At 39.6% G+C, this 25,914-nt stretch carries 26 protein-coding genes; 25 read left to right on the forward strand and 1 reads right to left on the reverse strand.

Annotated features, from left to right (window positions below; translation table 11 throughout):
- The first annotated feature begins 3 nt into the window (after positions 1 to 3).
- The 25 genes from ACEVG1_RS03395 to ACEVG1_RS03515 all read left to right on the forward strand — a co-directional run bounded on the left by ACEVG1_RS03395 (position 4) and on the right by ACEVG1_RS03515 (position 24,463).
- A complete protein-coding gene (locus tag ACEVG1_RS03395; RefSeq protein ID WP_374742152.1) occupies positions 4 to 1,092 on the forward strand; it encodes a lipopolysaccharide biosynthesis protein in 1,089 nt (362 codons plus the stop codon).
- 245 nt (positions 1,093 to 1,337) lie between these two features.
- The gene (rfbC, locus tag ACEVG1_RS03400) at positions 1,338 to 1,892 is read left to right on the forward strand and encodes a dTDP-4-dehydrorhamnose 3,5-epimerase (protein WP_374742153.1); all 555 of its coding nucleotides are present in this window, start codon (positions 1,338 to 1,340) and stop codon (positions 1,890 to 1,892) included.
- Positions 1,889 to 2,737, forward strand: a complete 849-nt coding sequence (gene rfbD / locus ACEVG1_RS03405) for a dTDP-4-dehydrorhamnose reductase (RefSeq protein ID WP_374742154.1) — start codon at positions 1,889 to 1,891, stop codon at positions 2,735 to 2,737. Before rfbC ends, rfbD begins: the two co-directional genes overlap by 4 nt.
- Positions 2,738 to 2,752: 15 nt before the next feature.
- A complete protein-coding gene (gene rfbA, locus ACEVG1_RS03410; protein WP_374742155.1) occupies positions 2,753 to 3,619 on the forward strand; it encodes a glucose-1-phosphate thymidylyltransferase RfbA in 867 nt (288 codons plus the stop codon).
- Positions 3,620 to 3,679: 60 nt separating this feature from the next.
- Positions 3,680 to 4,870: a UDP-N-acetylglucosamine 4,6-dehydratase gene (locus ACEVG1_RS03415; RefSeq protein ID WP_374742156.1), complete on the forward strand. Its 1,191-nt coding sequence runs from the start codon at positions 3,680 to 3,682 to the stop codon at positions 4,868 to 4,870.
- Between the two features lie 4 nt (positions 4,871 to 4,874).
- Positions 4,875 to 6,017, forward strand: a complete 1,143-nt coding sequence (locus ACEVG1_RS03420) for a LegC family aminotransferase (protein ID WP_374742157.1) — start codon at positions 4,875 to 4,877, stop codon at positions 6,015 to 6,017.
- Positions 6,014 to 6,910 carry a methionyl-tRNA formyltransferase gene (locus ACEVG1_RS03425; RefSeq protein ID WP_374742158.1) on the forward strand — a complete coding sequence of 299 codons (897 nt, stop codon included), beginning with the start codon at positions 6,014 to 6,016 and terminating at the stop codon, positions 6,908 to 6,910. Before ACEVG1_RS03420 ends, ACEVG1_RS03425 begins: the two co-directional genes overlap by 4 nt.
- Positions 6,910 to 7,932, forward strand: coding sequence for an N-acetylneuraminate synthase (gene neuB, locus ACEVG1_RS03430; RefSeq protein ID WP_374742159.1), 1,023 nt, complete (start codon positions 6,910 to 6,912; stop codon positions 7,930 to 7,932). The genes ACEVG1_RS03425 and neuB overlap by 1 nt, the downstream gene beginning before the upstream one ends.
- Positions 7,929 to 9,026: a UDP-N-acetylglucosamine 2-epimerase gene (gene neuC, locus ACEVG1_RS03435; RefSeq protein WP_374742160.1), complete on the forward strand. Its 1,098-nt coding sequence runs from the start codon at positions 7,929 to 7,931 to the stop codon at positions 9,024 to 9,026. The genes neuB and neuC overlap by 4 nt, the downstream gene beginning before the upstream one ends.
- A gap of 4 nt (positions 9,027 to 9,030) precedes the next feature.
- Complete coding sequence (locus ACEVG1_RS03440; protein ID WP_374742161.1) at positions 9,031 to 10,077, forward strand: nucleotidyltransferase family protein; 1,047 nt, start codon at positions 9,031 to 9,033, stop codon at positions 10,075 to 10,077.
- Positions 10,078 to 10,081: 4 nt separating this feature from the next.
- Positions 10,082 to 10,804: an acylneuraminate cytidylyltransferase family protein gene (locus ACEVG1_RS03445; RefSeq protein WP_374742162.1), complete on the forward strand. Its 723-nt coding sequence runs from the start codon at positions 10,082 to 10,084 to the stop codon at positions 10,802 to 10,804.
- Complete coding sequence (locus ACEVG1_RS03450) at positions 10,801 to 11,715, forward strand: Gfo/Idh/MocA family protein (RefSeq protein WP_374742163.1); 915 nt, start codon at positions 10,801 to 10,803, stop codon at positions 11,713 to 11,715. Before ACEVG1_RS03445 ends, ACEVG1_RS03450 begins: the two co-directional genes overlap by 4 nt.
- Positions 11,712 to 12,449: an SDR family oxidoreductase gene (locus tag ACEVG1_RS03455; protein ID WP_374742164.1), complete on the forward strand. Its 738-nt coding sequence runs from the start codon at positions 11,712 to 11,714 to the stop codon at positions 12,447 to 12,449. The genes ACEVG1_RS03450 and ACEVG1_RS03455 overlap by 4 nt, the downstream gene beginning before the upstream one ends.
- A gap of 30 nt (positions 12,450 to 12,479) precedes the next feature.
- On the forward strand, positions 12,480 to 13,778 hold the full coding sequence (locus ACEVG1_RS03460; protein WP_374742165.1) for a lipopolysaccharide biosynthesis protein: 1,299 nt from the start codon (positions 12,480 to 12,482) through the stop codon (positions 13,776 to 13,778).
- A gap of 322 nt (positions 13,779 to 14,100) precedes the next feature.
- Positions 14,101 to 15,147, forward strand: coding sequence for a polysialyltransferase family glycosyltransferase (locus ACEVG1_RS03465; protein ID WP_374742166.1), 1,047 nt, complete (start codon positions 14,101 to 14,103; stop codon positions 15,145 to 15,147).
- On the forward strand, positions 15,131 to 16,345 hold the full coding sequence (locus ACEVG1_RS03470; protein WP_374742167.1) for a hypothetical protein: 1,215 nt from the start codon (positions 15,131 to 15,133) through the stop codon (positions 16,343 to 16,345). Before ACEVG1_RS03465 ends, ACEVG1_RS03470 begins: the two co-directional genes overlap by 17 nt.
- Entirely contained in the window at positions 16,314 to 17,453 is a 1,140-nt protein-coding gene (locus ACEVG1_RS03475) for a glycosyltransferase family 4 protein (RefSeq protein ID WP_374742168.1), read from the forward strand. The genes ACEVG1_RS03470 and ACEVG1_RS03475 overlap by 32 nt, the downstream gene beginning before the upstream one ends.
- 105 nt (positions 17,454 to 17,558) lie before the next feature.
- Positions 17,559 to 18,653 carry a glycoside hydrolase family 99-like domain-containing protein gene (locus ACEVG1_RS03480; RefSeq protein ID WP_374742169.1) on the forward strand — a complete coding sequence of 365 codons (1,095 nt, stop codon included), beginning with the start codon at positions 17,559 to 17,561 and terminating at the stop codon, positions 18,651 to 18,653.
- Between the two features lie 4 nt (positions 18,654 to 18,657).
- The gene (locus ACEVG1_RS03485; RefSeq protein ID WP_374742170.1) at positions 18,658 to 19,350 is read left to right on the forward strand and encodes a DapH/DapD/GlmU-related protein; all 693 of its coding nucleotides are present in this window, start codon (positions 18,658 to 18,660) and stop codon (positions 19,348 to 19,350) included.
- 13 nt (positions 19,351 to 19,363) lie between these two features.
- The gene (locus tag ACEVG1_RS03490; RefSeq protein WP_374742171.1) at positions 19,364 to 20,050 is read left to right on the forward strand and encodes an SGNH/GDSL hydrolase family protein; all 687 of its coding nucleotides are present in this window, start codon (positions 19,364 to 19,366) and stop codon (positions 20,048 to 20,050) included.
- A gap of 218 nt (positions 20,051 to 20,268) precedes the next feature.
- The gene (locus ACEVG1_RS03495; RefSeq protein ID WP_374742172.1) at positions 20,269 to 21,357 is read left to right on the forward strand and encodes a DUF1972 domain-containing protein; all 1,089 of its coding nucleotides are present in this window, start codon (positions 20,269 to 20,271) and stop codon (positions 21,355 to 21,357) included.
- A gap of 95 nt (positions 21,358 to 21,452) precedes the next feature.
- On the forward strand, positions 21,453 to 22,355 hold the full coding sequence (locus ACEVG1_RS03500) for an NAD-dependent epimerase/dehydratase family protein (protein ID WP_374742173.1): 903 nt from the start codon (positions 21,453 to 21,455) through the stop codon (positions 22,353 to 22,355).
- Entirely contained in the window at positions 22,352 to 23,035 is a 684-nt protein-coding gene (locus ACEVG1_RS03505) for a PIG-L deacetylase family protein (RefSeq protein WP_374742174.1), read from the forward strand. Before ACEVG1_RS03500 ends, ACEVG1_RS03505 begins: the two co-directional genes overlap by 4 nt.
- 6 nt (positions 23,036 to 23,041) lie before the next feature.
- On the forward strand, positions 23,042 to 23,605 hold the full coding sequence (locus tag ACEVG1_RS03510; protein WP_374742175.1) for a sugar transferase: 564 nt from the start codon (positions 23,042 to 23,044) through the stop codon (positions 23,603 to 23,605).
- 51 nt (positions 23,606 to 23,656) lie between these two features.
- Complete coding sequence (locus ACEVG1_RS03515; protein WP_374742176.1) at positions 23,657 to 24,463, forward strand: formyltransferase family protein; 807 nt, start codon at positions 23,657 to 23,659, stop codon at positions 24,461 to 24,463.
- Here the strand turns inward: ACEVG1_RS03515 and ACEVG1_RS03520 are convergent.
- Positions 24,460 to 25,758 carry a nucleotide sugar dehydrogenase gene (locus ACEVG1_RS03520; RefSeq protein WP_374742177.1) on the reverse strand — a complete coding sequence of 433 codons (1,299 nt, stop codon included), beginning with the start codon at positions 25,756 to 25,758 and terminating at the stop codon, positions 24,460 to 24,462. The genes ACEVG1_RS03515 and ACEVG1_RS03520 overlap by 4 nt on opposite strands.
- Between the last annotated feature and the right edge of the window lie 156 nt (positions 25,759 to 25,914).

The raw sequence follows: 25,914 nt of genomic DNA on the forward strand, positions 1-25,914 counted from the left end.
AGCATGTCAACGGAGCCGACTGCGCATATAGAAGACGAAATTTCAGTCAAAGACTTAATAATCAGCATGCAAGGCTGGGTTTCTTACATATGGTCAAAGTGGAGAGTTTTGTTAGTAGCGGGTATCTTAGGTGCCCTACTTGGGTTATGTTATTCCTTATGGAAAAAGCCACAGTACATAGCAACAACTACCTTTGTGTTGGAGAGCGGAGATGCCAAAGGCTTATCGCAATATGCAGGTATGGCAGCAATGGTGGGTATTGATTTGGGTGGTGGTACTAGCGGGCTTTTTCAGGGTGACAATATTTTGGAATTATATAGGTCCCGACTAATGTTAGCTCAAACGTTGTTATCACCTGTCCATCTAGACTCCAACGAGCTACTTATCGATCGGTATATTGCATTTAATAAAATTAAAGAAAGCTGGGAAGATGACCCCGAGTTGTCCCTAATTGATTTTCATCAAAATCCCATACAGTTGGACATCAAAACCCAGCGCCTACGGGATAGTATAATAACCGAGTTTACAAATAAAATAAAGGACAATCTGCTAAGTGTTGATAAGCCCGATAAGAAGCTTTCCATTATTCAGGTCCAAGTGAAATCGACTGATGAGATATTTTCAAAGACGTTCAATGAAAACCTCGTGCGCCGTGTTAATGAGTTCTATATTCAGACGAGGACTAAAAAGTCAACAAATAATATCGCTATATTAGAACGTAAAGTGGATTCGGTTCGTGCCGTGATGGAAAAGGCTATATATTCTGCGGCCAGAGTGTCAGATGCCACACCGAATCTTAATCCGACGCGGCAGATACAGCGATTAGCACCCGTACAGGAAGCGCAATTTTCTGCTGAAGCAAATAAGGCTATGCTAACGCATTTACTGCAAAATTTGGAACTGACTAAAATGAACCTATTACAAGAACAACCACTAATACAACTGGTTGATCAACCTGTTTATCCGCTTAAGGAAGATAAAACGGGCAAAGCTAAAGGTATTATTATTGGGGGGGTATTCGTTGGTTTTTTGATGTTAATTTTTCTCGTTTTTCGGAAATGGTATCGGGACGTAATGAGAGAAAGCAGGTAACACAGCCCGCCTTGTCTAATCGCTCTAAAATGAGTTGCGATTCTTCAAAAATGCGATCAATTGAACTAACGAATTGCTTAAAGTGAATAACTATTATCCCGAATAGCATATTGCGAAAAAGTTCGGAGCCATCGATAAATGGTCAATCCCTCTCTTAGCACATTTCTAATTTCCTTTTAAGACGTACCGTCCGAAAGCTATCAAAACCATTACGATAAGAGCAATACTACAAAAATAATATTTCAATGACAGCAACAGAAACTCATCTAGATGGATGTTTTATATTAAATCCCACTGTATTTCCAGATGAGCGTGGACATTTTTTCGAAAGCTTCAATGAAGCTAGGTTCCAAGAAATGACAAACACTAATACCCGGTTCGTGCAAGATAACCAATCGTTTTCCAAACGGGGAGTTATACGAGCCTTACATGCCCAAGCTGGTGAATATGCCCAAGCTAAACTTGTTAGAGTATTACATGGTGAAGTTTTAGATGTAGCGGTAGACGCTCGTCCTGAATCCACCACATTCGGACAACATATTGCCTTAAAATTATCTGCAGAAAATAGGCTTCAATTATTTATTCCAAGGGGATTTTTACACGGATTCGTAAGTTTATCTGAAACTGCTGTGTTTTTCTACAAATGTGATAACTATTATAATAAAGAGTCGGAATCCGGCGTATTATACAGTGACCCCAGTTTAGCTATTGATTGGCTTTTGCCTGATCGCGAACTTATTATTACAAATAAAGATAAGGATTTACCTTTATTTGAAGATGTTTACAAATCCATTCAATGAAAGTTCTAGTTACAGGAGTAAATGGACAAGTGGGGTCCGAGTTGAGAGATTTGAGCACCTCATATCAGAATTTTGACTTTGTCTTTTCGTCAAGGGTCGATTTTCCCCTTCAAGACTTGGATAGCATTTCGGTTTTTCTTGATTGTACAAAACCTGACATAATAGTTAATACCGCTGCTTATACAGCGGTTGATTTAGCAGAAGATGAGCCCGATATCGCTGAGGCCATCAATCATCTTGCCGTTAAAGAAATTGCTGATTGGTGCCAAAAAAATGACGCGAAGTTGATTCACATTTCTACTGATTATGTGTTTGACGGACATGCGGACCGACCATTAACCGAGGATACAGAAAAAGCACCTATTAACGAGTATGGGAAAAGTAAGCACTTAGGGGAAGAGGCAATTTTAAAGTCTACTGCTGCTGCTATTATTATCCGAACGGCATGGGTATATTCTCCATACGGAAGAAACTTTGTCAAAACCATGTTGAGGTTGATGGAGGAAAGAGATGAAATCGCTGTTGTCAATGATCAAATTGGAAGCCCTACCTATGCTCGAGATCTGGCTTTTGCTATTCTAGAAATTATTAGCTCGAATAAATGGAAGAAAGGTATATACCATTATGCTAACGAAGGAGGGATTTCATGGTGCGATTTTGCCTATGCAATTCGCGACATAAAACAGATCGATTGTAAGATCGTTGGTATTCCAACCGCTTCATACCCAACGCCAGCGAAACGGCCGATGTATTCCTTGTTGGATAAGCGTAAAGTAAAGCAGACTTTTGGCCTTCAGGTGCCCGAATGGAGAACAAGCTTGGCTATTTGCTTAAATAATCTTTAAAATATAACGCAGGAAATGAAAGGTATCATTCTAGCAGGGGGCTCAGGCACACGGCTTCATCCGCTCACGTTAGCGGTAAGTAAGCAACTTATGCCGGTGTATGACAAGCCAATGATTTATTATCCGTTGTCTACGCTAATGCTTGCAGGTATAAATGAGATATTAATCATTTCAACACCACATGACCTACCACAATTCGAAAAGCTATTAGGTGACGGTAAACTTTTGGGATGCTCATTTTCATATGCGGAGCAAGCGGAGCCTAACGGCTTAGCCCAAGCGTTCGTTATAGGCGATAATTTTATCGGTCAAGACAGTGTTGCGCTGGTGTTGGGCGACAATATTTTTTATGGGGCAGGAATGTCGTCACTATTACAGCAGGCGACTAAAGTTGAAGGAGGGATGGTATTTGCTTATCAAGTTCATGACCCAGAGCGTTACGGAGTTGTTGAATTTGATAACAAGAATAATGTTGTTTCTATCGAAGAAAAGCCACGGTACCCTAAATCCAATTACGCAGTTCCTGGGTTATATTTCTATGACAATTCAGTGATTGAAGTTGCGAAGAATATCCAGCCGTCAGCGAGAGGTGAATACGAAATCACTGACGTCAATAAAGAATACCTTCGGCAAGGAAGGTTAAAAGTAAGCGTATTTAATAGAGGCACCGCGTGGCTAGATACCGGAACGTTTAACTCGTTGATGCAAGCTGGTCAGTTTGTCCAAGTCATCGAAGAGAGGCATGGGCTGAAGATCGGAGCCATTGAAGAAATTGCTTACCGCATGGGATATATCGATAGCAGTCAGTTGAAAAAGATTGCTAAGCCCCTTTGCAAGAGTGGGTATGGCGAATATCTATTGAAGATTTGTGATCAATCATAGAAATGAGTACTTTTGTTGCTCATAAGGCAGAGCACGATTTCTCAGGAATATTTTAATCGTATGAAAATCTTAGATTTACTTGGACGTAAACAGGAGCTTTTTTCGGAAGACATTTTAAAGTACGATGGTGATCTTCGTAAAGTTATCGGAAATGCTCGGTTTTTGGTGATTGGTGGTGCAGGTTCGATCGGGCAAGCTGTGACGAAAGAAATCTTTAAAAGAAATCCAAGGAAACTGCACGTCGTAGATATTAGTGAAAACAATCTTGTCGAATTGGTTCGTGATTTAAGGAGTTCCATAGGTTATACGGAGGGGGAGTTTAAAACATTCGCCCTAGATATAGGCTCCGATATTTACGATGCTTTCATTGAAGCAGATGGTCAATATGATTTTGTATTAAACCTCTCGGCTTTAAAACACGTCCGCAGTGAAAAGGACTTGTTTACATTGATGCGGATGATTGATGTCAATGTATTTAACACCGATAAAACTATTAGACAAGCAATTAAAAAGAATACAAAAAAGTATTTTTGTGTCTCCACTGACAAGGCGGCAAATCCGGTCAATATGATGGGGGCTTCTAAGCGAATTATGGAAATGTTCCTAATGCGTCGAAGCACAGAAATTGCCATTTCAACCGCAAGATTTGCAAATGTAGCCTTTTCTGATGGTTCATTGTTGCATGGTTTTAATCAACGTATTCAAAAAAGACAACCTATTGTTGCTCCTCATGATGTGAAAAGGTATTTCGTTACCCCAAAAGAATCTGGAGAACTTTGTCTTATGTCGACGATCTTAGGTGAGAATCGGGATATATTTTTTCCGAAACTTAGTGAAGAGCTACATTTGATTACTTTTGCTGACGTGGCCATAGGGTTCTTGAAAAGTTTAGGGTACGAACCCTATTTATGCAAAACAGAAGATGAGGCACGAGAAGAAATGAATACACTTCCCGAGCGGGGCCATTGGCCTTGCTTGTTCACTTCCAGCGATACAACGGGAGAAAAGGACTTTGAGGAGTTCTTTACCGATAATGAGGTGTTGGATATGACGAGATTTCATAATCTCGGAATTATTAAAAATGATGAGACAAAGTTTGATGAAAAAGGGCTTAATTATTTCGAAGAAACTATCGGGAAAATGCGCAAAGAGGGTTTATGGAATAAAGAAGAACTCGTCGCGCTATTTAACGAGATGATACAAAATTTTGACCATAAAGAAACAGGTAAGTATTTAGATGCCAAAATGTAACATCGTGAGCAATTTGAATCAGGTAGTAACTTTCATACGGGATCAGTTCAATACCAATGAATTCATCCCTCTTCACGAGCCACGTTTTCGCGGGAATGAGCGAAAGTATGTATTAGAAACCATTGAGTCTACATTTGTATCATCAGTTGGGGCTTATGTCGACCAATTTGAACGTATGATGGAAACGATTACCGAGACACGTAAAGCTACCGCAGTGGTTAACGGTACGTCAGCACTACAGGTTGCTTTGCAGTTAGCCGGTGTTCAACAAGGCGACGAAGTGATAACACAAGCGCTTACGTTTGTTGCTACCGCAAACGCCATCGTTTATAACGGTGCATATCCCGTGTTTTTAGACGTCGATTTAGATACAATGGGCCTTTCGCCCAAGGCGATAGCTGATTTTTTGGACTTGCATGGTGATTTGCGAGAAGACGGGTGTTACAATAGGCTAAGCGGTCGGCGTATAGCAGCTTGTGTTCCTATGCATACATTTGGCTTCCCTGTTCACCTAGATGAGTTAATGAATGTTTGTGAAGAATGGCAGATTCCTGTTGTCGAAGACGCAGCCGAATCTTTGGGTAGTTCTTACCATGATAAGCATACCGGAGCATTCGGAAGACTAGGCGTTTTTTCATTCAATGGAAATAAAACTGTAACTTGTGGTGGCGGTGGAGCAATTGTAACAAACGATGAAGAATTCGGATTAAAAGCGAAGCATTTGACCACTACTGCAAAGAAGCCGCACCCTTATGAGTTTTATCATGATGAAGTTGGGTATAATTTTCGTATGCCAAATCTCAATGCGGCTTTGGCTTGTGCACAATTGGAACAATTGGAACAGTTTGTCGAGCGAAAGCGGACTCTGGCCTCCGATTACGCTTCGTTCTTTGATGGAATAGGGATTAAATTTAGAAGAGAATTGCCTAGTACCAAGGCGAATTATTGGTTAATGTGTGTTGAATTGGAAAATAAAAGTGTGCGAGAGGAGTTTCTATCTTTCACAAATGCTAATAAAGTGATGACTCGTCCGATTTGGCAATTGATGTTTCGATTGCCGATGTATCAACATTGCTTCAGGGATGACCAAAAAAACGCATTGTTTTTAGAAGAGCGTATCGTGAATGTGCCAAGTAGTGTAATATGAGTGAAAAGTTAAAAATTGGTTATTTTGCTGACGGACCTTGGTCCCATAGAGCATTCGAGCTATTAGCAAAAGACGACTCGATTAAGATATGTTTTATCGTACCGCGATCGGATACGAAGGATATGACATTATTGAATTACGCCAATGAATATTCAATACCCTATCTTACCGAGGTTCGGGTTAATTCTGTGGAATTTTACGAAAAAGCATCGTATTTCAAATGCGATCTGTTCGTTTCCATGAGTTTCAATCAGATTTTTAGGCCGAAGATTGCAAGTTTACCTAGATGCGGGACAATTAATTGCCACGCGGGGAAGTTGCCTTTTTACAGAGGCAGAAATATACTGAACTGGGCGTTGATAAACGACGAAAAGGAATTCGGTATAACGGTCCATTTTATCGATGAGGGGATTGATACAGGAGATATAATATTACAGCGAACGTTTCCAATCGCTGATCACGACGATTATGCTACTTTGCTACAAGTTGCCCATACCGAATGTGCTAATATTCTATACGAAGCTGTAAGTCTTTTTAATAAAGACGAAGTAGGGCGGACCGCCCAAGGGACAATCCACCCTATTGGCATGTACTGCGGCCAAAGAAACATCGGTGACGAGAGAATAGACTGGAATCAAACCAGTAGAGACCTTTTTAATTTTATTCGGGCTATCTGTGAACCAGGGCCAATAGCGGAAACAACATTGGGTGAAGTTGTGGTGAAAATCAATAAATCAAACATGATCCATCAAGCACCCAGCTACATTGGAATACCAGGGCAAGTCATTGGGAAAACGGAACGAGGCTTCCTGGTAAAAACAAAGGATAGTTTTTTGGAAATATATGATATACGAACCCCTACCAAAGTTAAAGTGGGCGATAGATTAATGTGATGGAACATGTAACTATAATTGCTGAAGCGGGAGTTAATCATAATGGCTCATTGGAGAACGCATACGCCTTAATCGATGCAGCCTATGATGCAGGGGCTGATTATGTTAAATTCCAGTCTTTTGTGGCGGAAAAGTTGGTGAGCCCAAAAGCAAGGAAGGCCGATTATCAAATTCGCAATATGGGCGATGGTGATGACTCTCAATTCAATATGTTGAAGCGGTTGGAGCTTAATCACGAAAATCATCTTAAATTGAAAGCGTACGGCGAAAAGAAGGGGATTTCTTTTTTTTCTACGGCCTTTGATGTGGACGGTGTTTATTACCTTCATCAACTTGGATTGTCAGTATTTAAGGTGCCGAGTGGAGAATTGACGAATTTTCCTTATCTGCGGGCTATCGCTAGATTGAAAAAGCCTACCATTTTATCGTCGGGCATGGCGAGTCTTGGCGAAATTGAAGATGCGTTAAGTGTTCTATTGAATTTTGGTTTGACGAGAGGGCAAATCACTATTCTACATTGCAATACGCAATACCCTACCCCTATGGAAGACGTCAATTTGAAGGCAATGTTAACAATAGCTAATGCATTCGGCGTGGAGGTTGGGTACTCGGATCATACACTTGGAATAGAAGTTCCAATAGCAGCTGTGGCAATGGGCGCGAAAGTAATTGAAAAACATTTTACGTTAGACCGTAATATGCCTGGTCCCGACCATAAAGCTTCGTTGGAACCAGGTGAGCTCAAAGCAATGGTTGCCGCGATTCGTAATATTGAAAAAGCTATTGGCGGAAATGGGAGGAAAGAAATCTCGTCGAGCGAGTATGACAACAGGGCTATTGCTAGAAAAAGCATTCATTTAAAAATAGAAGTTAAAGAGGGAGAGGTTTTGTCCGAAGATAAGTTGTTGCCGTTACGTCCTGGCGATGGAATATCGCCCATGGAATGGGAAAAGGTGATCGGAAGACGGGTTAATAAGGATAAGAATGCTTTCGATAGGCTTAATTGGGGAGACCTTTCATGAAAATTGGAGTGTTAACAAGCTCTAGGGCGGATTTTGGAATTTATCAACCGTTATTGGAGTGTATTAAGAACGATTCGTTTTTTGATTTAGAGCTTATTGTATTTGGTACCCATTTATCAAAATTACATGGCTATACCCTTTACGACATCGAAAAAAATTACTTTACAAAGCTGAGAAAAATTAATACAGTATTGGCAAACGATGATGAAAACGCGATAGCGACCTCATACGCATTAACGAGTTTAAAGTTCGCTGATTTTTGGCGAGACTACAAATACGAGTTGGTGTTATGTTTGGGAGATCGTTATGAAATGGCAGCCGCTGTTCAAGCTGGGATTCCTTACGGGATAAAATTGGCGCATTTTCACGGAGGCGAAACTACACTAGGCGCTATAGACAATATCTATCGTCATCAAATCACATTGACTTCGCACATTCATTTTACGACTACGCCTGCTTACGCGGACAAAGTATGCGAACTTATTGGTTCTAATGATAATGTATTTTCTGTAGGATCGCTTAGTTTAGACGGACTAGATCAATTGAAATTGTTGTCAGAGGATGAATTTAGATCTCAGTTCGATATTTTAAACGAATATTTCTTGGTTACTTTTCATCCAGAAACGGTATCGTCCAATGATAATCGATATTATGCTGAAGAGATGTTTAAAGGCCTGAAACTGGTGTTGACATTCACAAATTTAGTGATTACCATGCCGAATGCCGATACCCAAGGCTCGCTTTATCGTGATAAATTAGTTGAACTTTCTCGAGAGTTTCCGAAAAGAGTGAAGTTAATTGAAAATTTCGGCAAACTAAACTATTTTTCAGCTATGAAGTATTCGAAAGGTCTAATCGGGAATACATCTAGTGGTATAATAGAGGCAGCCTCTTTTGGCAAGTATGTAGTTAACGTAGGGAACAGACAGAAGGGAAGGGCACAAAGCTCAAATACAATCAATTGTACATTCTCTGCTCACCACATTAAAGATGCGGTGACTAAGATTTCCAGTAAATCCTATGATGGTGCCAATATTTATTTTCGGCCAGATACTGTTGATAGGGTAATTAAAATATTGAAATCTACACCATAGCGAAATGCGTAATTTTAGAGAACACCTTATTCAAGCGCATACAGATATCAGGTCCGCTCTCATACGCTTGGATAAATTGGCGAAAGATGCTATCTTGTTCGTTGTGGATGAGCAGGGTAGGTTGATCGGTTCGTTGACTGATGGCGATGTACGACGAGCTTTGATAAAGGGCGTTTCAATCGATAAGGAAGTGGACCAAATCATTCAACCTAATCCGAAATATTTGCGAAAGGGGCAAAATGATATTGATAAGATGATTTTGTACCGTGAGGGAAATTATCGGATACTACCTATATTGGACAAGGCTAGGGAAGTGGTCAATGTAGTTAATTTTAGGGAAGTTCGCTCCTACTTGCCCGTTGATGCCGTAATTATGGCTGGTGGCCGGGGCCAACGGCTCAGACCTTTAACAGATGATGTTCCAAAGCCATTGCTTAAGGTTGGAAAAAAGCCAATTATGGAACATAATTTGGATCGATTGGTGAGGTTCGGAATCGACGATTTTTGGGTGTCAGTAAAGTATTTGGGTAATCAGATTGTGGATTATTTCGGTAATGGGAGAAGCAAGAATATCCAAATTAATTACATTTGGGAAGATGAACCTCTTGGAACAATAGGAGCCGTATCGAAAATCGAGAATTTTAAACATGATTATGTGTTGATTACAAATTCCGATCTCCTTACTAATTTAGATTATGAAGATTTTTTTATTGACTTTATCCATAAGGATGCAGATCTTGCTGTAGCGACTATTCCTTATGAGGTCAACGTACCTTATGCTGTGTTGGAAACTATCGATGGGTTAGTTAAGGACTTCCGCGAGAAGCCAACCTACACATACTACTCTAACGCGGGGATTTATTTAATGAAGAAGTCGGTTTTACAGCGTATACCTAAAGACCAATTTTTTAATGCTACGGACTTAATGGAATCACTCATTCATAATGAACATAAAGTAATATCGTATCCTTTGATCGGCTATTGGTTAGACATTGGTAAGCATGAGGATTATCAAAAGGCACAAAAAGATATTGCACAGATCAAGTTTTAAGGATATGAATATATTGATCACTTTATGTGCTAGGGGAGGTTCAAAAGGGATTCCGGGCAAGAATATCAGGGCTTTGGCTGGTGAGCCGTTGATCTCATATACCATTAAGTTAGCACAGCGCTTTGCCAAACAATACAAAGCGAAAATATCTCTTTCTACTGATAGTCAGGAAATTGTGTCAGTTTCGAGACGGTTTGATTTGATTACCGACTATGTAAGGCCAGAAGGTTTGGCCACCGATACAGCGGGAAAAGTAGAAGTGATAGGAGATTTATTATTGTATGAGGAAGCCCGTTGCCAGCGTACGTTTGATTATATTTTGGATTTAGATATTACCTCGCCGCTTAGAACGCTCAGGGACCTTGAAAATGCATTTTCGATATTTAGAAATTCTGATGCTTATACGTTATTCTCTGTAAACTCGGCTGCAAGAAATCCATATTTTAATATGGTTGAAAAAAAGGAAAGCGGTTATTACGGCCTTGTAAAAACAGATCCAACTGGAGCAATTTTATCCAGACAGAAGGCACCTCGGGTATATGATCTTAATGCATCATTTTATTGGTATAGACGGTCGTTCTTTTCTTCTAATCCCATTTCAGTTTTTACGGATAAATCGCTAATTTATGAGATGGATCATATCTGTTTTGATTTAGACCATACAATAGATTTTGAGTTTCTTGAATTCCTCATTGTCCATAATAAACTTGACTTTGAATTAAAATGAAAGTGCTTATTGTCGGTCTGGGCTCTATAGCGAAGAAGCATATTTATGCGCTTAAAGCGGTAGTCGGTAATGACGTGGAATTTTTTGCACTTCGCTCCTCGTCTATGGCAAAGATTCACGATGGCGTAAAGAATATTTATGATATCAAAGGCCTCGAGAAATATCAGTTTGATTTCGCTATAATTTCTAACCCGACAGCATTTCACCACGTAGCCATTCAACAGCTTTTGCCTCTGCAAATCCCCTTATTTATTGAGAAACCTTTGTTCGATAGCCTCGATTACGATGAAATGGTTGAGCGGATAACGAACTCTCCAGTAAAAACCTATGTGGCCTGTAACCTTCGGTTTTTGAACTGCTTAGCATTTGCGCAGAAGTTTCTAGAGGAGCATCGTATCAACGAAGTTAACGTGTATTGTGGTTCTTATTTACCAGGTTGGCATCCTGGGGAAAACTTTAGGTTAGGTTATAGCGCAAATCGTCACTTGGGCGGTGGCGTTCATATCGATTTGATTCACGAGATTGATTACGTATATTGGTTGTTTGGTTCCCCTCGTTCGGTAAGCCGATTTTTGAAAGACAAATCTTCTTTACAAATTGATGCGACAGATTACGCGAATTACTTGTTTGATTATGAGGCGTTCCCGATTAACGTAGTGTTGAATTATTTTAGAAAAGATTCAAAACGTAGTCTTGAGGTAGTTTGTGAGAATGGAACGTTATATGTGAATTTGCTGACCAACGAGTGTTTTTGGAATGGTGAAAGTGTATTCAGTAGTAACCAACGTATAATAGATACCTACACAACTCAAATTGAATATTTTTTGAGAGAAGTAGTCACACCAGGGAATTCCACGCACTTTAATAAGATTAATGAAGCTTATGATGTATTAAGGTTATGTCTTTCATGAAATTAGATAATAAAATAGTTGTTGTAACTGGAGGTGCAGGACTAATTGGGAGAGCAATTGTCTCCCATCTTACAGAAAACGGTGCTTTCGTAATCAATGTAGATATAAATCACGAGACTGATTATAGTAGTGGATTAATAAGGTGTGATATAACATCGTACGATCAAGTTCGACTTTTAATTGAGAATATCATCAATCAATATGGACGAATAGACGGTTTAGTAAACAACGCCTACCCCCGTACCGCTGATTGGGCTGTAAAGTTTGAAGAAGTTCCCTATACATCATGGCAAAAAAATGTAGACATGCAGATGAATTCGATATTCTTAATATGTCAACAAGTATTAAGTGTTATGGTGAAGCAGGGAGGAGGTAGTATTGTAAACATGGGTTCAATCTATGGAGTTGTAGGGAACGATTTCACTATATACGAAGGTTACGGGGGAACTTCGCCAGCGGCGTATACGGCAATTAAAGGAGGAATAATCAATTTTAGCAGGTACCTCGCTTCTTATTATGGAAAATATAATATTCGGGTAAATTGTGTGTCGCCAGGAGGGATCAAGGACAATCAGCATTTTTCTTTTATTGAAAGGTATGAATATAAGGCTCCTTTAAAAAGGATGGGGCAACCAGAGGAAGTAGCTCCCTCCGTTTCATTCTTGTTGTCAGACGATGCTGCGTATATAACGGGACATAATTTGATGGTAGATGGTGGATGGACGGCTATTTAAACCAATGATTTCGGAAAGACACTTAACTTCGTGCTCGGGAAAATATTCAAAAATAAGCTTTTTAAGAACTCAAGTATATACATGTTGTTTAACGTGTTGCAGGCTTTAGTTCCATTTCTAATTCTTCCAATATTAACTCGATTCCTTTCTGAATCAGGGATGGGATTTTACGTCACCTATCAATCGGTATACAATTTAGCAATACCTATTTTAACGCAGAGCTTAGACACGGCTGTACTTATTAACTATTTTCATATTTCGGAAGAGAATTTCAAGAAGTATTTTTCGACGGCAATTTTTGTTTTCCCTGGCTTAATACTTTTTGCATTTTTTGCGACGCTTTTATTTTCTTCGTATATCTCTGCAATCATAGAGTTCGATATCAGGGTAATTTACATTACCTATATCACTGTATTTTTTTGTTTTTTTAATAGATTGGCATTAAATTACTTTCGAGTTCTTGAGAAGCCACTAAGTTTTGGAGTCCATAGTTTAAGCATGGCCTTATTGACGAATGGATTGTTGGTCTATTGTGTACTCTTTGACGTGGAAATTAGTTGGTTTGAAATTGTTGCGTCTTTGGCTTTGGGGCAAGGACTAGTAGCGATATTTAGTATTTACTATTTGCTGAAATTGAAGCTGATCAAGTTTGTAATCGCGAAAGAATATGTGCGTGATTTGTTTAAGATAGGAGCGCCATTAAGTTTGCATCAAATTGGAACGTGGTCTGGAAATGTGGGGTCTAGGCTCGTTGTTAGTGCTGTATTAGGTTACGTTGCTGTAGCTCACTATGGTGTGGCAATGACTTTCGGTGCTATAATGACAATAATTCAGGACTCATTCAATAAGGCTTTTTCTCCCCATATGTATGGTCGGTTAAAAAAACTCGGGATAATTGAAAACGAGAAGGATGCTATTAGTGAAAAAAGGAGGATTGTGAGGTTAACATATTTGTATAACTTTTCATTAGTAGTATTAGGAGTAGTCGTGTCGATATTGGGTTATTTTTTCATAGGTATAATATTCGGTGAAAAATATAGGGGGGCTCACGTATTTATTCCTTTTGCAGTCTTTGGTGCTGTTTTTAATGGCATGTACAAAATGCATGTTGTCTATCTATTTTATTTTAAGAAAACACTTAAAATAGCAAAAATTACAATTTTAACGGGAATTCTGAATATTGCGTTTTGCTATGTGGTACTCAACTTATTTGATAATGCTATCGGGGCGGCCGTGTCTTTGGTTATCACACAAATATTGGCGTATGTTTTAGCTTGGTACGATGGACAAAAGTCAATTGAATTGCCTTGGTTTAGCTTTAGAAAATAATAAATATAAGGGTATTGGCTGCATCCAAGCACGTAGTCAACGCTTTGAGCGTTCATCGTGTATGAACCTGTTGATTGAGGAGCAATAAAGCTTAGCTTCTTCGTCCAGAAGACAATCTTTAGAATGATTTGAGCGTAAATGAGACGGAACTTTTTTTGAGAATTGAAGTTTTGGTTACTTTGCTAAGTGTAATTTATGAGCTAACGAATTATGGACCTGTGGTTGATAAGGTCTACGTTCGGAATAGTATATGGAAAAAGAGAACGTTAGATATTGTCTATTGATGTGCCGAGGCCATTTTCTAAAAATAGTTTGGAAGTAAATGAGTAATATTAATTTATTTGTAGTACAATCACCCTTTCAAATGATTTCGGCGATTGAAGCAGCTAACTATTTTAAATGTGAGAATAATGTTTTAATTGTACGTTTAACAGGGGAAAAGAATAATAACAATCAAATTGAGAGACTTTTTGAGTTCTTTCAGTGGACCAGAGTCATTTGTATAAGGCATTTGCTTTCTATCACGGTCACAGATAATAAATTAGCCTTCTATTTAAATAAGATTAAGCGGAATGAGCGGATTTCGTATTTGTTTATAGGTGAGATTCGGAGTAGAATAATGCAAGCATATATTGATAATTTAAATTACGATAGTTGCTTTTTGTTGGATGATGGTGTTTCTACAGCTGTTACTAACAAGATATTAAGAGAGAATAGTTTTGATTTAACCAAGCTTTTTAAATCTTCTAGAAGAAATTACTTAATTAACAAATTGTTATATAAATTATGGGGTATTAGCGGCAAGAAAGGGAAACTCATACATTGGTTTAGCTGTTTTAACATAAAGGCTATTGGCAGTGAACAAGTGTTTATCCATCGATTTGAATATTTGAAGGGAATGATGGAAAGCAGAACGGTAACCAAATTAGAAAATGTCATATTTTTTATCGGCAGCAATTTGTCGGGTGTTGGGGTTATGGACGTAAGTAATGAACTTAGGTTGTTGAAATTAATGGCAAAAAAATATTCCGAAAAAGGTATCCATGTAGTATATTGTTCTCATAGAAGGGAGGCTCAAGAGAAGCTAGATGCCATAAATGCTATTGACAACATGCAGATAAGAACAATGACTTTTCCTTTGGAAATAGCATTTATGATAGAAGGAGAGTATCCTGATCGAATCGCGACTTTTTATTCGTCTGCATTGTATACGTTGCAAAAAATTTATGCCCCTAAATACATCAAGTCTTTTAGGATACCAGGTAACCTAATTACGGATGAGTATAAAGATTCCGTAAACAAGGCATACGCTTACTTGGCTGAGGAGGGCGTTGTCATTGACAATATTAATTATGATGATATCCGGTAAACGTAATAGCTTATCTGTAAGCCTGCTGTATTTTGTTTACTTTGCATTCCTTTTGGCGGCTTTACTAACAACGAGGTCATCGTTAGCGCCGGTTTATTTCTCAAACATTGTTTCTGTTGGGGCAATAATCGTATATGTATTTGTTTGTTCACGTAAGCTTGGACAAAAGATTGACTTGCCTCTTTTGCTAGTTGTCATAGTAGCATTTTTCACTATTTTTTTTTCAGTTTTTCTTGGTTCCGAAATCTATACAGCGTTATTGTATCTTAAAATAATTTCACTAGTTGGTTTTTTTTGTGTTGTCCGTGTTGACAAAGAACAATTTGTGAAATTTTTAAACGTGACCTACTTGGTTTACGCTCTTTTGTCTCTTTTTATTTTTTATAATATCATACCTATAGCACATTATAGTAGGTGGGACCACTATTCTATGTATGTTAACTTAGGTCAAGTCAAATATGCGATTGTGTATGGTTTGGAAGGTAGTGTCGCATATTTGGATAGCTATAGTGGCTTTATATTATTGGTAAACATCTTTCTGAACAAAGGAAAGAACCGTAGGGTCTATATTTTCCTGTCGTGTTTGTTCATCCTTTTAACTTTTAAAATGACTCCGATAATTGGATTGCTGATTTCGCTTTTAACATATTATGTTATTAGAAATCGATATTCTGCGATTTCTTTTCTTTTAGTAGCGAATTTTTTCTTTATTGTATTGTTGTATCTTTTAATCAAAGATATCGACCCCTTCGACTCAGTGCTGTCATTTAAAGACTATGCATATATCGTTACTCATGCAAGAACCATGATATGGGAGCAGCAAATCCCGACTATGTTAAAATCATATAATATTAGCGACTATATTTTCGGGGGATATAATTCTAAGCTATTTTCTGTAGCAGGAACTCAGCTTTGGGGTAGCGACACGGGGACTTTTTATGACAATCCTCATAACACCTATCTGTTGCTTTTTTTCCGATCGGCATTCTTGTTTGTATTGTTCTACTCTACGCTGCTGATAGCAGTTTTTAAGAATTTTAATAGAAAGCACAGTGTTATTATTTTGTTTATTATGTTAGTTTGTTATTCTAATTCTAGCATTATTAGTTTACAGAATCCAGTTTATATTATCTCGCTGACATATCTTCTGATAAATTATAAAGAGAATGAAAATACTTTGCATCCATCAAGGATATGAATTGTACGGTTCTGACCGTAGCTTTCTTCTGTCGTTAACCTTAATAAAGGAACTTTTTCCAAAGGCTGAAATTACAGTAATAATTCCGAGAGAAGGACCGTTGTTCGACGAATTGATTAAAATTGCAAATCATGTCATTGTGGAACATATCGGCTCTGTATCCAAAAATGATCTTAAAAAGCCAATATCTACTTTTATTAATGTTTTTAGAGGAATATTTAAGGCTATAAAACAATCAAGAAAGTTTGATTTTATTTATATAAACACGGTTGTTATAATAAGCTATATTCTTGCTCAACGATTTGTAAATGCACCTTCAATCGTACATGTTCGCGAGATCCCGACTGGGATCGGGAGGTTCTTTTTTTCGCTGGTGCTCAGGGTAGGGAAATCAAGTAAGATATACAATTCGGCCAATACGCAGAGCTCATACTTTTTTCGCTCTAAAAGGAGAGAAAAAGTGATTCTTAATTCTGTGTCAGAGATTATTGCCGATCCACTACCTGATCGACCGTTAACCAATTTCTTACTAATCGGGCGTATCAGCGAATGGAAAGGGCAGAAATTCTTTGTGAAGGTGTTGAGTAAACTGAGTCAAGAAGAACTAAAATATGTTTCTGTTCGTATTGTAGGCGCCCCGCCAAGCGGTAGATCATTCCTATTACGAGATTTAGAGCACTATATCGAAGTTCTGAACTTATCGACTACAGTGAGGTTATTTCCATTTTTGGATGATCCAACCAGTCATTTCGACTGGGCGTCTGTGGTAGTTGTGCCATCCCAGAAGCCCGAGCCGTTTGGCAGAGTCGCAATCGAAGCGATGAGCTGTGGAAGACCCGTTATAGCTGCCGCACACGGAGGACTGCTGGAGATTGTAAAGGACAATACAACCGGCTGGTTTTTTGAACCAAATAATGCTGAATCATTTCTTGCCTGCATACGCGAGGTAATTGGACTGAATTTTGAAAAATTGAGAACCATAAGTGAGCGAGCAAAAGAGGATTTCCAAGATCGATTTGTTTTAAAACGATATAAGGAAGAATTTTGTCAGTATGTTTCATTTGTGTGTAATGAGAACTTAGGCAGCGACGGAGATGCGTCTTGTTAGGTTCGGCTGTCCTTAATGAGTATGATGGTTAGAAAACTGAAGATATATAGTTTATTCGTGGCTTGATAATTGTTGAAAATTTGATTGTCAAAACCATTAATTGTAATGAGTAATTTAAGAACTTTCTATTTCTTGGTTGTTTTAACCATGTATAGTGTACTATTTTCTTTATCAATAGCACCATGTTTTTCGCAAGAAAGCGTAAAGATTGGAGCTTATTATTTTGATGGATGGACAGGTAAGACGTATCATATTTCTGAGAACCTCAAAACGAATTTCAAGGATCGTGAACCTATTTGGGGATGGGTTACGAGTACGCAGGAAATAATTGATAATCAAATATTACTTGCAAGCGAAGCTGGTTTAGACTTTTTTAATTTTTGTTGGTACTACACAGGCGTACATGGGAAGAATATAGATGTAGATCCCAAAAATAATGCATTAAAACTCTATTTGTCGTCAAAAGAGAAAAGCAAATTGAAGTTCAGTTTGATGATTGCTAATCATGGAAAGCATTATACCATTAAACAAGAACATTGGAACGTTGTTACCGATTATTGGTGCAAGCTGTTCGCTGATCCTCACTATCTCCGCGTAGACGATAAGCCTTTGATTACATTTTTTAGTCTCGGACCGTTAGTAGAAACATTTGGTGGAAGCACGGCAAAAGTAAGAGAAGCGTTGGACGATTTCCGAGCCAAAGCGAAGAAGCTTGGGGTGAGGGGAGTAAGCATTGCTGTTTGCCTTGATCCGCGGAATGAACAACATGTTGACTACGCTAAACGATGTGGCTTTGATATCTTGACGGGGTATAATTATCCTCAGTCTGGATTTGATGGAAATGAGCAGGTATTAAATATTGCGAAATTATTAAATGCAGAAACGGTAATTTGGGACAAAGCGAAAACTACTGGTTTCCCGTATATTCCCGTTACTACATTAAATTGGGATCAACGCGCATGGGAGGATGTCAACCCATCGCTTAAGGGAGCTAAACGATACACTAACTATTCAAAGAAATCGGTGAAAAAGTCTGTTGCTAATCTCAAAAAATGGCTGTTAAACAACCCGGAGTATGCAACTATTAATAAAGTTGGTTTTCTATATGCTTGGAATGAATACGGAGAAGGTGCTTGGCTTACGCCTTCGATCGGACTAAGTAATAAATTACTAAAAGGATTGAAACAAGGATTACGATAGTATCATGAAAAGAGTTATCGAGTGGTTTATTAAAAAAAGAAATCCAAAATTTGCATTTGATAAATCTATTAATACTCAAGCGATAATTGGTCTTTTTTTTGATAAGTCCGTTGCACTCCTTAGGGCTATTTTAATCTATCTGTTTCATTTAAAAGTCCCACGGTTCGTTTTTATAGGACCAAACGTTAGTATCTCTAATTTTTATAATATTGAGATAGGTAAATGGACGAAGATCGATAAAGGCGCGACAATAATTGGTCTTGGTAGGCATAAACTGATTATTGGAAACTCTTGTAGTATTGGGGCCTACAGCCAGATTATAACTTCCTCTTCCTTTAATAACTTAGGCGAATATGTCCGAATTGGAAATAGAGTCGGTATCGGCCAATTTGCGAGTTTAGGGGGGTCAGGAGGACTGGAAATTCAAGAAGACTGTATTATTGGACAATATTTTAGTTGCCATCCGGAGAATCATCTGTTTAGCTCTTCAGAACTGCTTATAAAGGACCAAGGTACGTCAAGAAGTAAAATAACCATCGAGTCCAACTGTTGGATCGGTGCAAAGGTAACCGTTTTGGCCGGAGTGACTATAGGTTCGGGCTGTGTAGTTGCTGCGGGGTCGGTAGTTACTAAAAGTATGCCCGCTAATTCTATTATTGCAGGAGTTCCTGCTAAAGTCTTAAAAAGTAGATACTGAGAAGAAGATTAAGATGAAAAAATTATTGACTGTATTCATTGCTGCCATTTACACGCTTACTGTTTCATCTGTGTATGCGGAGTATGCGGATCTACCGAAGGTGACGAGGGTCTTGATATTAGGGAATAGTATAACTTTTCATGCAAAAAGACCTTCGATTGGTTGGAGTGGAAATTGGGGAATGGCTGCAAGTACTCCTGATAACGACTATGTGTCGCGGTTAGAATTGAAGATGAGGAGGAAAAATCCAAATGTTATTGTAAAGGCTGATAATATAGTTAGGTCATTTGAAAATAAATACTGGGAGTTTGATGCTTCTAGTGTTAGTGAATATAAGGATTTTAATCCTGATCTTATCATTATTAGTATCGGCGAGAATATCCGGGCGGATACTGCAAAGAAATACCCATTATACAATCCCATGAGGGAGTTGATAACTTATTTGCGTTCAAATAATAAGGATATTCCGGTTGTCGTAGTGAGTAGTTTCTGGCCGAATCTACAAGTGGATCAACAGCTGGGGGAATTTGCAAAAAAAGAAGGTCTTATCTACGTCAATATCGGAGGTATTTATAAAAAAAATAATAAGAATACCGCATTTAAAAGCTTTACGAATCCCAGTATTCAAATCCACCCATCGGATAAGGGAATGAAGAAAATAGCGAATCGCATTTGGAGACAAGTTCGAAAAGTATTTTAGTAGTTTGCGGAATCGTACGAACGTTAGGAAAATAATGTTCATATATCGGCCGAATAATTATGCCCTTCGCCACACTGAACGCAATATTCAAGTAGAATTTATTTGTTCGTGATTTAGCCTATTATTCGAAACGTGATAGATATTAAATGCATATTTGCAGCAATTCTCAACAAATCACTGTTGTTTAAATGAGTATATTTTAACTGTTTTCTAATATAATGTCAAAAAGAAAAACAATTGCTATAGTGGGTACCAATGGTCTTCCTGGTAGATACGGGGGGTGGGACCAGCTAATGAACCATTTAACGGACCATTTGCGAGACAGCTATCAATTTATTGTTTACACAAGTTCATATAATGCTGTTAAAGGGTTACGCGAATATAATGGTGCAAAACTTAAGATATTGCCATTAAAGGCTAACGGGTGGCAGAGTGTGCCTTATGATTCGTTTTCGCTAATCCATGCTTTATTTAATTATGATTTGGTGTTGGTCTTAGGACCCTCAGGCTGTTTAACATTTCCAATATTAAAATTATTTAAGCAAAAAATCATTTTTCATCCCGATGGTGCTGAGTGGAAACGGGATAAATGGAGTAAGAATGTCCGGAGGTTTCTTAAATTTCTGGAAGGGGTTGGGATTAAAAATGCCGACGCTATTATAGCTGATAACAAAGTTATACAGCATTATGTACATACAGAGTATGGGCGGAGTTCGGATTTAATAGAATACGGAGGGGATAACGTCAAATCTGTTCCGTTGAGTCCCGAGACAGCGCGTTTATACAACATCGAGCCACGAGAATACGCGTTTAAAGTTTGTCGTATAGAGCCCGAGAACAATATTGCTATGATATTGGAAGCTTTCAGTAAGACATCGATAAAACTTATTCTTATAGGTAACTGGAATTTCAGTGAGTTTGGTAAAGAGATACGGAAAAAATACAGCGGATACGAGAACCTAATTCTTTTGGATCCTATTTACGAACAGAAGCGCCTGGACGAATTAAGGGGCAATTGTAAGATTTACGTACATGGGCATAGTGTCGGTGGTACAAACCCATCTTTAGTGGAGGCGATGAGCTTGGGTCTTTTCTGCGCGGTTTTTAAGGTAGATTACAACATAGAGACGACAGAAAATTCAGCTATGTATTTCGGATCTGCGGACGAACTTATGGGTATTTTGAACGATGTGAATACGATAGATATGGACTTTTATAGACAAAGAATGAAAAGTATAGCGGAGAGGCGTTATCGTTGGAAAATCATCACAACGCTATATTCGGGGGTCTTTAAACGGCTGCTTTAAAATCTATAAGGGATTCCTTTGCTCTATCATAAAAATATTTTCGAAGACCAAGATTAAAGGGCAGTTATCAGTGATTTAATTATGATCCATTATTAATGAAGGCAGCTATTACTGGTGTTTCAGGTTTTTTAGGGAAGAATCTAAACAGCTATTTGTCTAGAGAGGGGGTTTCGATATATCCATTTTCTTTGAGAGGCAATTGGTTGCCGTCGATGCCAAGGTCGTGCGACGTAGTGATTCATCTTGCAGGAAAAGCTCACGACACTAAAAATGTAAGTGAAGCGTCTGAGTACTTTAGAGTTAATACGAATTTGACTGTACAGCTTTTCGATGCTTTTTTACAAAGTGGAGCTCGTTCATTTATCTATATAAGTAGCGTCAAAGCTGCAGCTGATTGTGTGGAAGACGTTTTGACAGAAGAAACAATTCCTAATCCCCAGACTCCTTACGGCGAGTCTAAGCTGAAAGCGGAAGAATATCTTTTAAATAAAGTTCTTCCAGATTATAAACGAATTTATATTCTTCGACCCTGTATGATTCATGGCCCGGGTAATAAAGGCAACCTTAACTTAATCTATCAAATCGGCAAGCGTGGTATTCCATACCCTTTGGCCAAGTTTGAAAACAAACGGTCGTTCGTATCGGTAGAAAACCTATGTTTCGTTATCGACCGATTTCTTAAAAATGATTACCCTAGCGGTATATATAATGTCGCTGATGACGTCCCAATGTCGACGACTGAAATAATGTCAATAATTTATGAAGAACACGGGTATAAGAATAAGTTATGGGAAACACCGAAATGGATGATTAACTTTGCCGCCAGAATCGGTGATATCTTACATCTCCCTTTAGATTCCGAAAGGTTGAAGAAATTAACCGAGAATTATGTGGTAAGCAATACGAAACTGATACAAACGATGGGTGCGAATTTACCGATCGATGCAAGGGAAGGAATGAAGCGAACTATCCACTCATTTAAAGCAGAAGGCTCATGATTTATCTTACCGTCACAGCCCACCCGGATGATGAAGTATTAGGATTTGGCGCCACAAGTTACGTCTTAAGTAGGGGGGGGCATACGATATATAACCTCATCTTGTCAGGGGATGTCGATGCGCGAAGGCACCGGCCTGAAACGGAGGTGCTGATGGCAAATACGAATAGTGCACAAAAAATCATCGGCGCTGAGGCACCCGTTTTAGGCCCTTTCCCGAATATAAAGTTCAATACCGTACCACATTTGGAGCTGGTACAGTTTATGGAAAGGCATATCGAAGAACTTCAGCCGGATTATGTCTTCACCCACCATCCGTATGATTTGAATAACGACCATTACCACACCTCTAAAGCGTGCCAGGCGGCCGTGCGGCTTTCGCAGCGAAAACCGGTTAAACCAGTGAAAGGACTTTACTTTATGGAAATCCCCAGCTCCACGGATTGGGCATTTCCGGTAGATGGCCAGACGTTTCAGCCCAATACATTCATTGAGGTGGGTGAAGTCGGCGTAGCAAAGAAAATCGAGGCCTTAAATGCTTACGATGGGGTGATGCGGCCCTATCCGCATCCCCGAAGTAACGAGGCAATCAACGGATTAGCTGCTTATCGTGGCGGGCAAGCTGGAGTGAAATATGCAGAGGCATTCCAATTGGTGTATCAGGTTAATAATTTTGGATAGGTAACCATGTATCCAACGCTAAAACGACTGATCGACATCATTGCATCCCTTGGGGTAATTTTGATATTATCGCCCGTTATGTTGATAATTGCCGTGTTGGTGAAATTACAAGATGGCGGACCAGCCTTATTTAAGCAAAAACGGGTAGGCCGGAACGGGAAAGAGTTTATTTTCTTGAAATTCAGAAGTATGCCGGTGGCTACACCTAATGTGGAATCGTCGGATGTGAAAAAACTTACGGTTACACCGCTCGGTAAGGTAATCAGACGCACGAATTTGGACGAGTTGCCGCAGCTATTTAATATCTTAAAAGGCGATATGAGCCTCATTGGCCCCAGACCACCTATTCCGGCTCAAACCGGCTTGGTTGCCCTGCGCAGCGAAAATGGGGCTTTAGCCTTGCGACCGGGATTAACGGGTTGGGCACAGGTCAATTCGTATGATTTTATGCCGGAAGAAGAGAAGGCAAGGTTTGATGGAGACTATGCTCAGAAGTTAAGTTTGTGGATGGATATTAGGGTTGTGCTCAGAACATTGGTATATTTAACTAAAAGGCCACCGACATATTAATTGGTTATGAAGTTTGCATTTTGTACGTGTGTCCAGATTGGCTTAAGTTGCATGGAGGCGATTTATCGCGTAGGCGGGGAGCTTGATTTGATCATTACGCTGAAAGATGAGAAGGCCAAGAAAAAGTCAGGTAGAATTTACGTAGACGAATTTGCGGCCAAGCATAATATCCCCGTACTAAAAATCAACCATGTGAACGATGCGGAGGTAATCGATGTATTGAAGCGGCTTAATATTGATTGGCTGTTTATCATCGGGTGGTCCCAAATCGCCGCGACTGAAACTATTAAAACACCAAAAAAAGGCGCTATCGGTGCACACCCAACACTACTACCGGAAGGCCGTGGCCGGGCTGCCATTCCGTGGGCGATCATCAAAGGATTAACCAAAACGGGCGTTACCTTTTTTAAAATGGACGAGGGTGTGGATACGGGATCTATCTTAGGTCAATATGAAATTCCATTGGCACCGGCAGAAACGGCTACCGTTTTATACGATAAGGTAAACCAAGCGCATATCCAACTCATCGAGAAGATTTGGGAAGACTTGGCAGCCGATCGTGTAGAAGCCATGGTACAGGATGAATCAAAAGCTACGTATTGGGAGGGCCGGACACCCGCGGACGGTGAACTGCATAGAGAAATGACCGTGTTGGAAGTGGATACCTTGGTACGTGCTACTACCCGCCCTTATCCTGGCGCGTATTTGGTAGATGATGGAGTAAAGAAAATTCTTTGGAAAGGCAGGATCGCTAGCGAGTTGCCTAAATACTCTTCACCTAATGAGTTGCCAATTCAATTTTCGAATGGGTTTTATATCGCAGAAGAGTGGGAAGTGGTCAATCCTACAGGTAACTAAAGCCTCCCATCTACCAAACTACGTTCCAAACACGCTTTGGTGTCAAAAATAACGCCATTGCGGCGTTTTACTTTTTGGTAATCAAACTGCAAAAATTCACGATGGGCAACAGCGACAACAATCGCATCGTAAACCACGTTTTCATCCACGGCATTGAGGATGTCTAAGCCGTACTCCCGTTTTACTTCCTTCGCATCAGCCCAAGGGTCGTAGATATCCACGGCAAGTCCAAACTGTTTTAATTCGTGGTAAATATCCACAACGCGCGTGTTCCGGATGTCCGGGCAGTTTTCTTTGAAGGTTATGCCCATGATGAGTGCCCGGGAATCTTTGATTTTGTGGTCTTTCTGAATCATCAGCTTCACCACCTTGTCGGCTACGAAGGCTCCCATCTGATCGTTGACCCGGCGGCCCGATAGGATGACCTGTGGGAGGTAGCCGAGCGATTGGGCCTTATGTGCTAGATAGTAGGGGTCTACACCGATGCAATGGCCACCAACCAAACCAGGTTTGTATTTCAGGAAATTCCATTTAGTTCCTGCTGCCTCTATCACATCATTGGTGTCAATACCAATACGGTCGAAAATCAACGCTAACTCGTTAATGAAGGAGATATTGACATCGCGCTGCGCATTTTCGATGGCCTTCGAAGCCTCGGCTACCTTGATGCTGGGGGCTTTGTGGGTGCCCGCCTCGATGATAGAACGATACAGGTCGTCTACCCGTTCGGCGATTTCCGGTGTGGAGCCGCTGGTTACTTTCTTGATTTTTGTCAGCGTCCTGATTTTATCGCCTGGAACAACACGCTCGGGAGAATAGCCGACAAAAAAACCGTTGTTGAGCACCAAGCCTGAAGCCTCTTCAAGAACAGGAATGCATATCTCTTCCGTGCAGCCGGGGTAAACGGTAGATTCATAGATGACGATATCACCTTCCGTTAATACCTTACCGAGCATCTCCGATGCGTTAATCAACGGCCTCAAATCCGGCGCTTTGTATTCATCTATGGGAGTGGGTGCGGTAACAATGAAGGTATTATAGGAACGAAGGTCATTAACGTCGGCCGAAAAACTTAATTGTTCTATTCGGGTAACTTCCGCTAAGGCTTTTAGATCGGCCTCCTGCGTTCGGTCTATTCCTTCCTTCAAATCAGCGACGCGCTTTTCATCGATGTCAAAGCCCAGCACATGGTATTTCTTAGCGAATTCGATAGCCAAGGGTAAACCCACGTAGCCAAGCCCTATAATGGCGATGCGGGCATTTGCGACGGTATTTTTTAAATGGTTATTTGTCATTTTTTATGCACTTCATCTTAACTTCCGTGCTGTGTGTTACTTCTGACCATTCGAAAGGAATATGGCCGCGCGCAAAAATACGAAAATATCACGATCGCAAAGGCGGTACGCCGCGTTGCATATCGGCATGGCGGGAAATTGCCCGCGGCTTTCTCA

It is taken from the genome of Parapedobacter sp. 2B3, assembly GCF_041925275.1.
In the GTDB taxonomy this organism is placed as follows: Bacteria; Bacteroidota; Bacteroidia; order Sphingobacteriales; family Sphingobacteriaceae; genus Parapedobacter; species Parapedobacter pyrenivorans_A.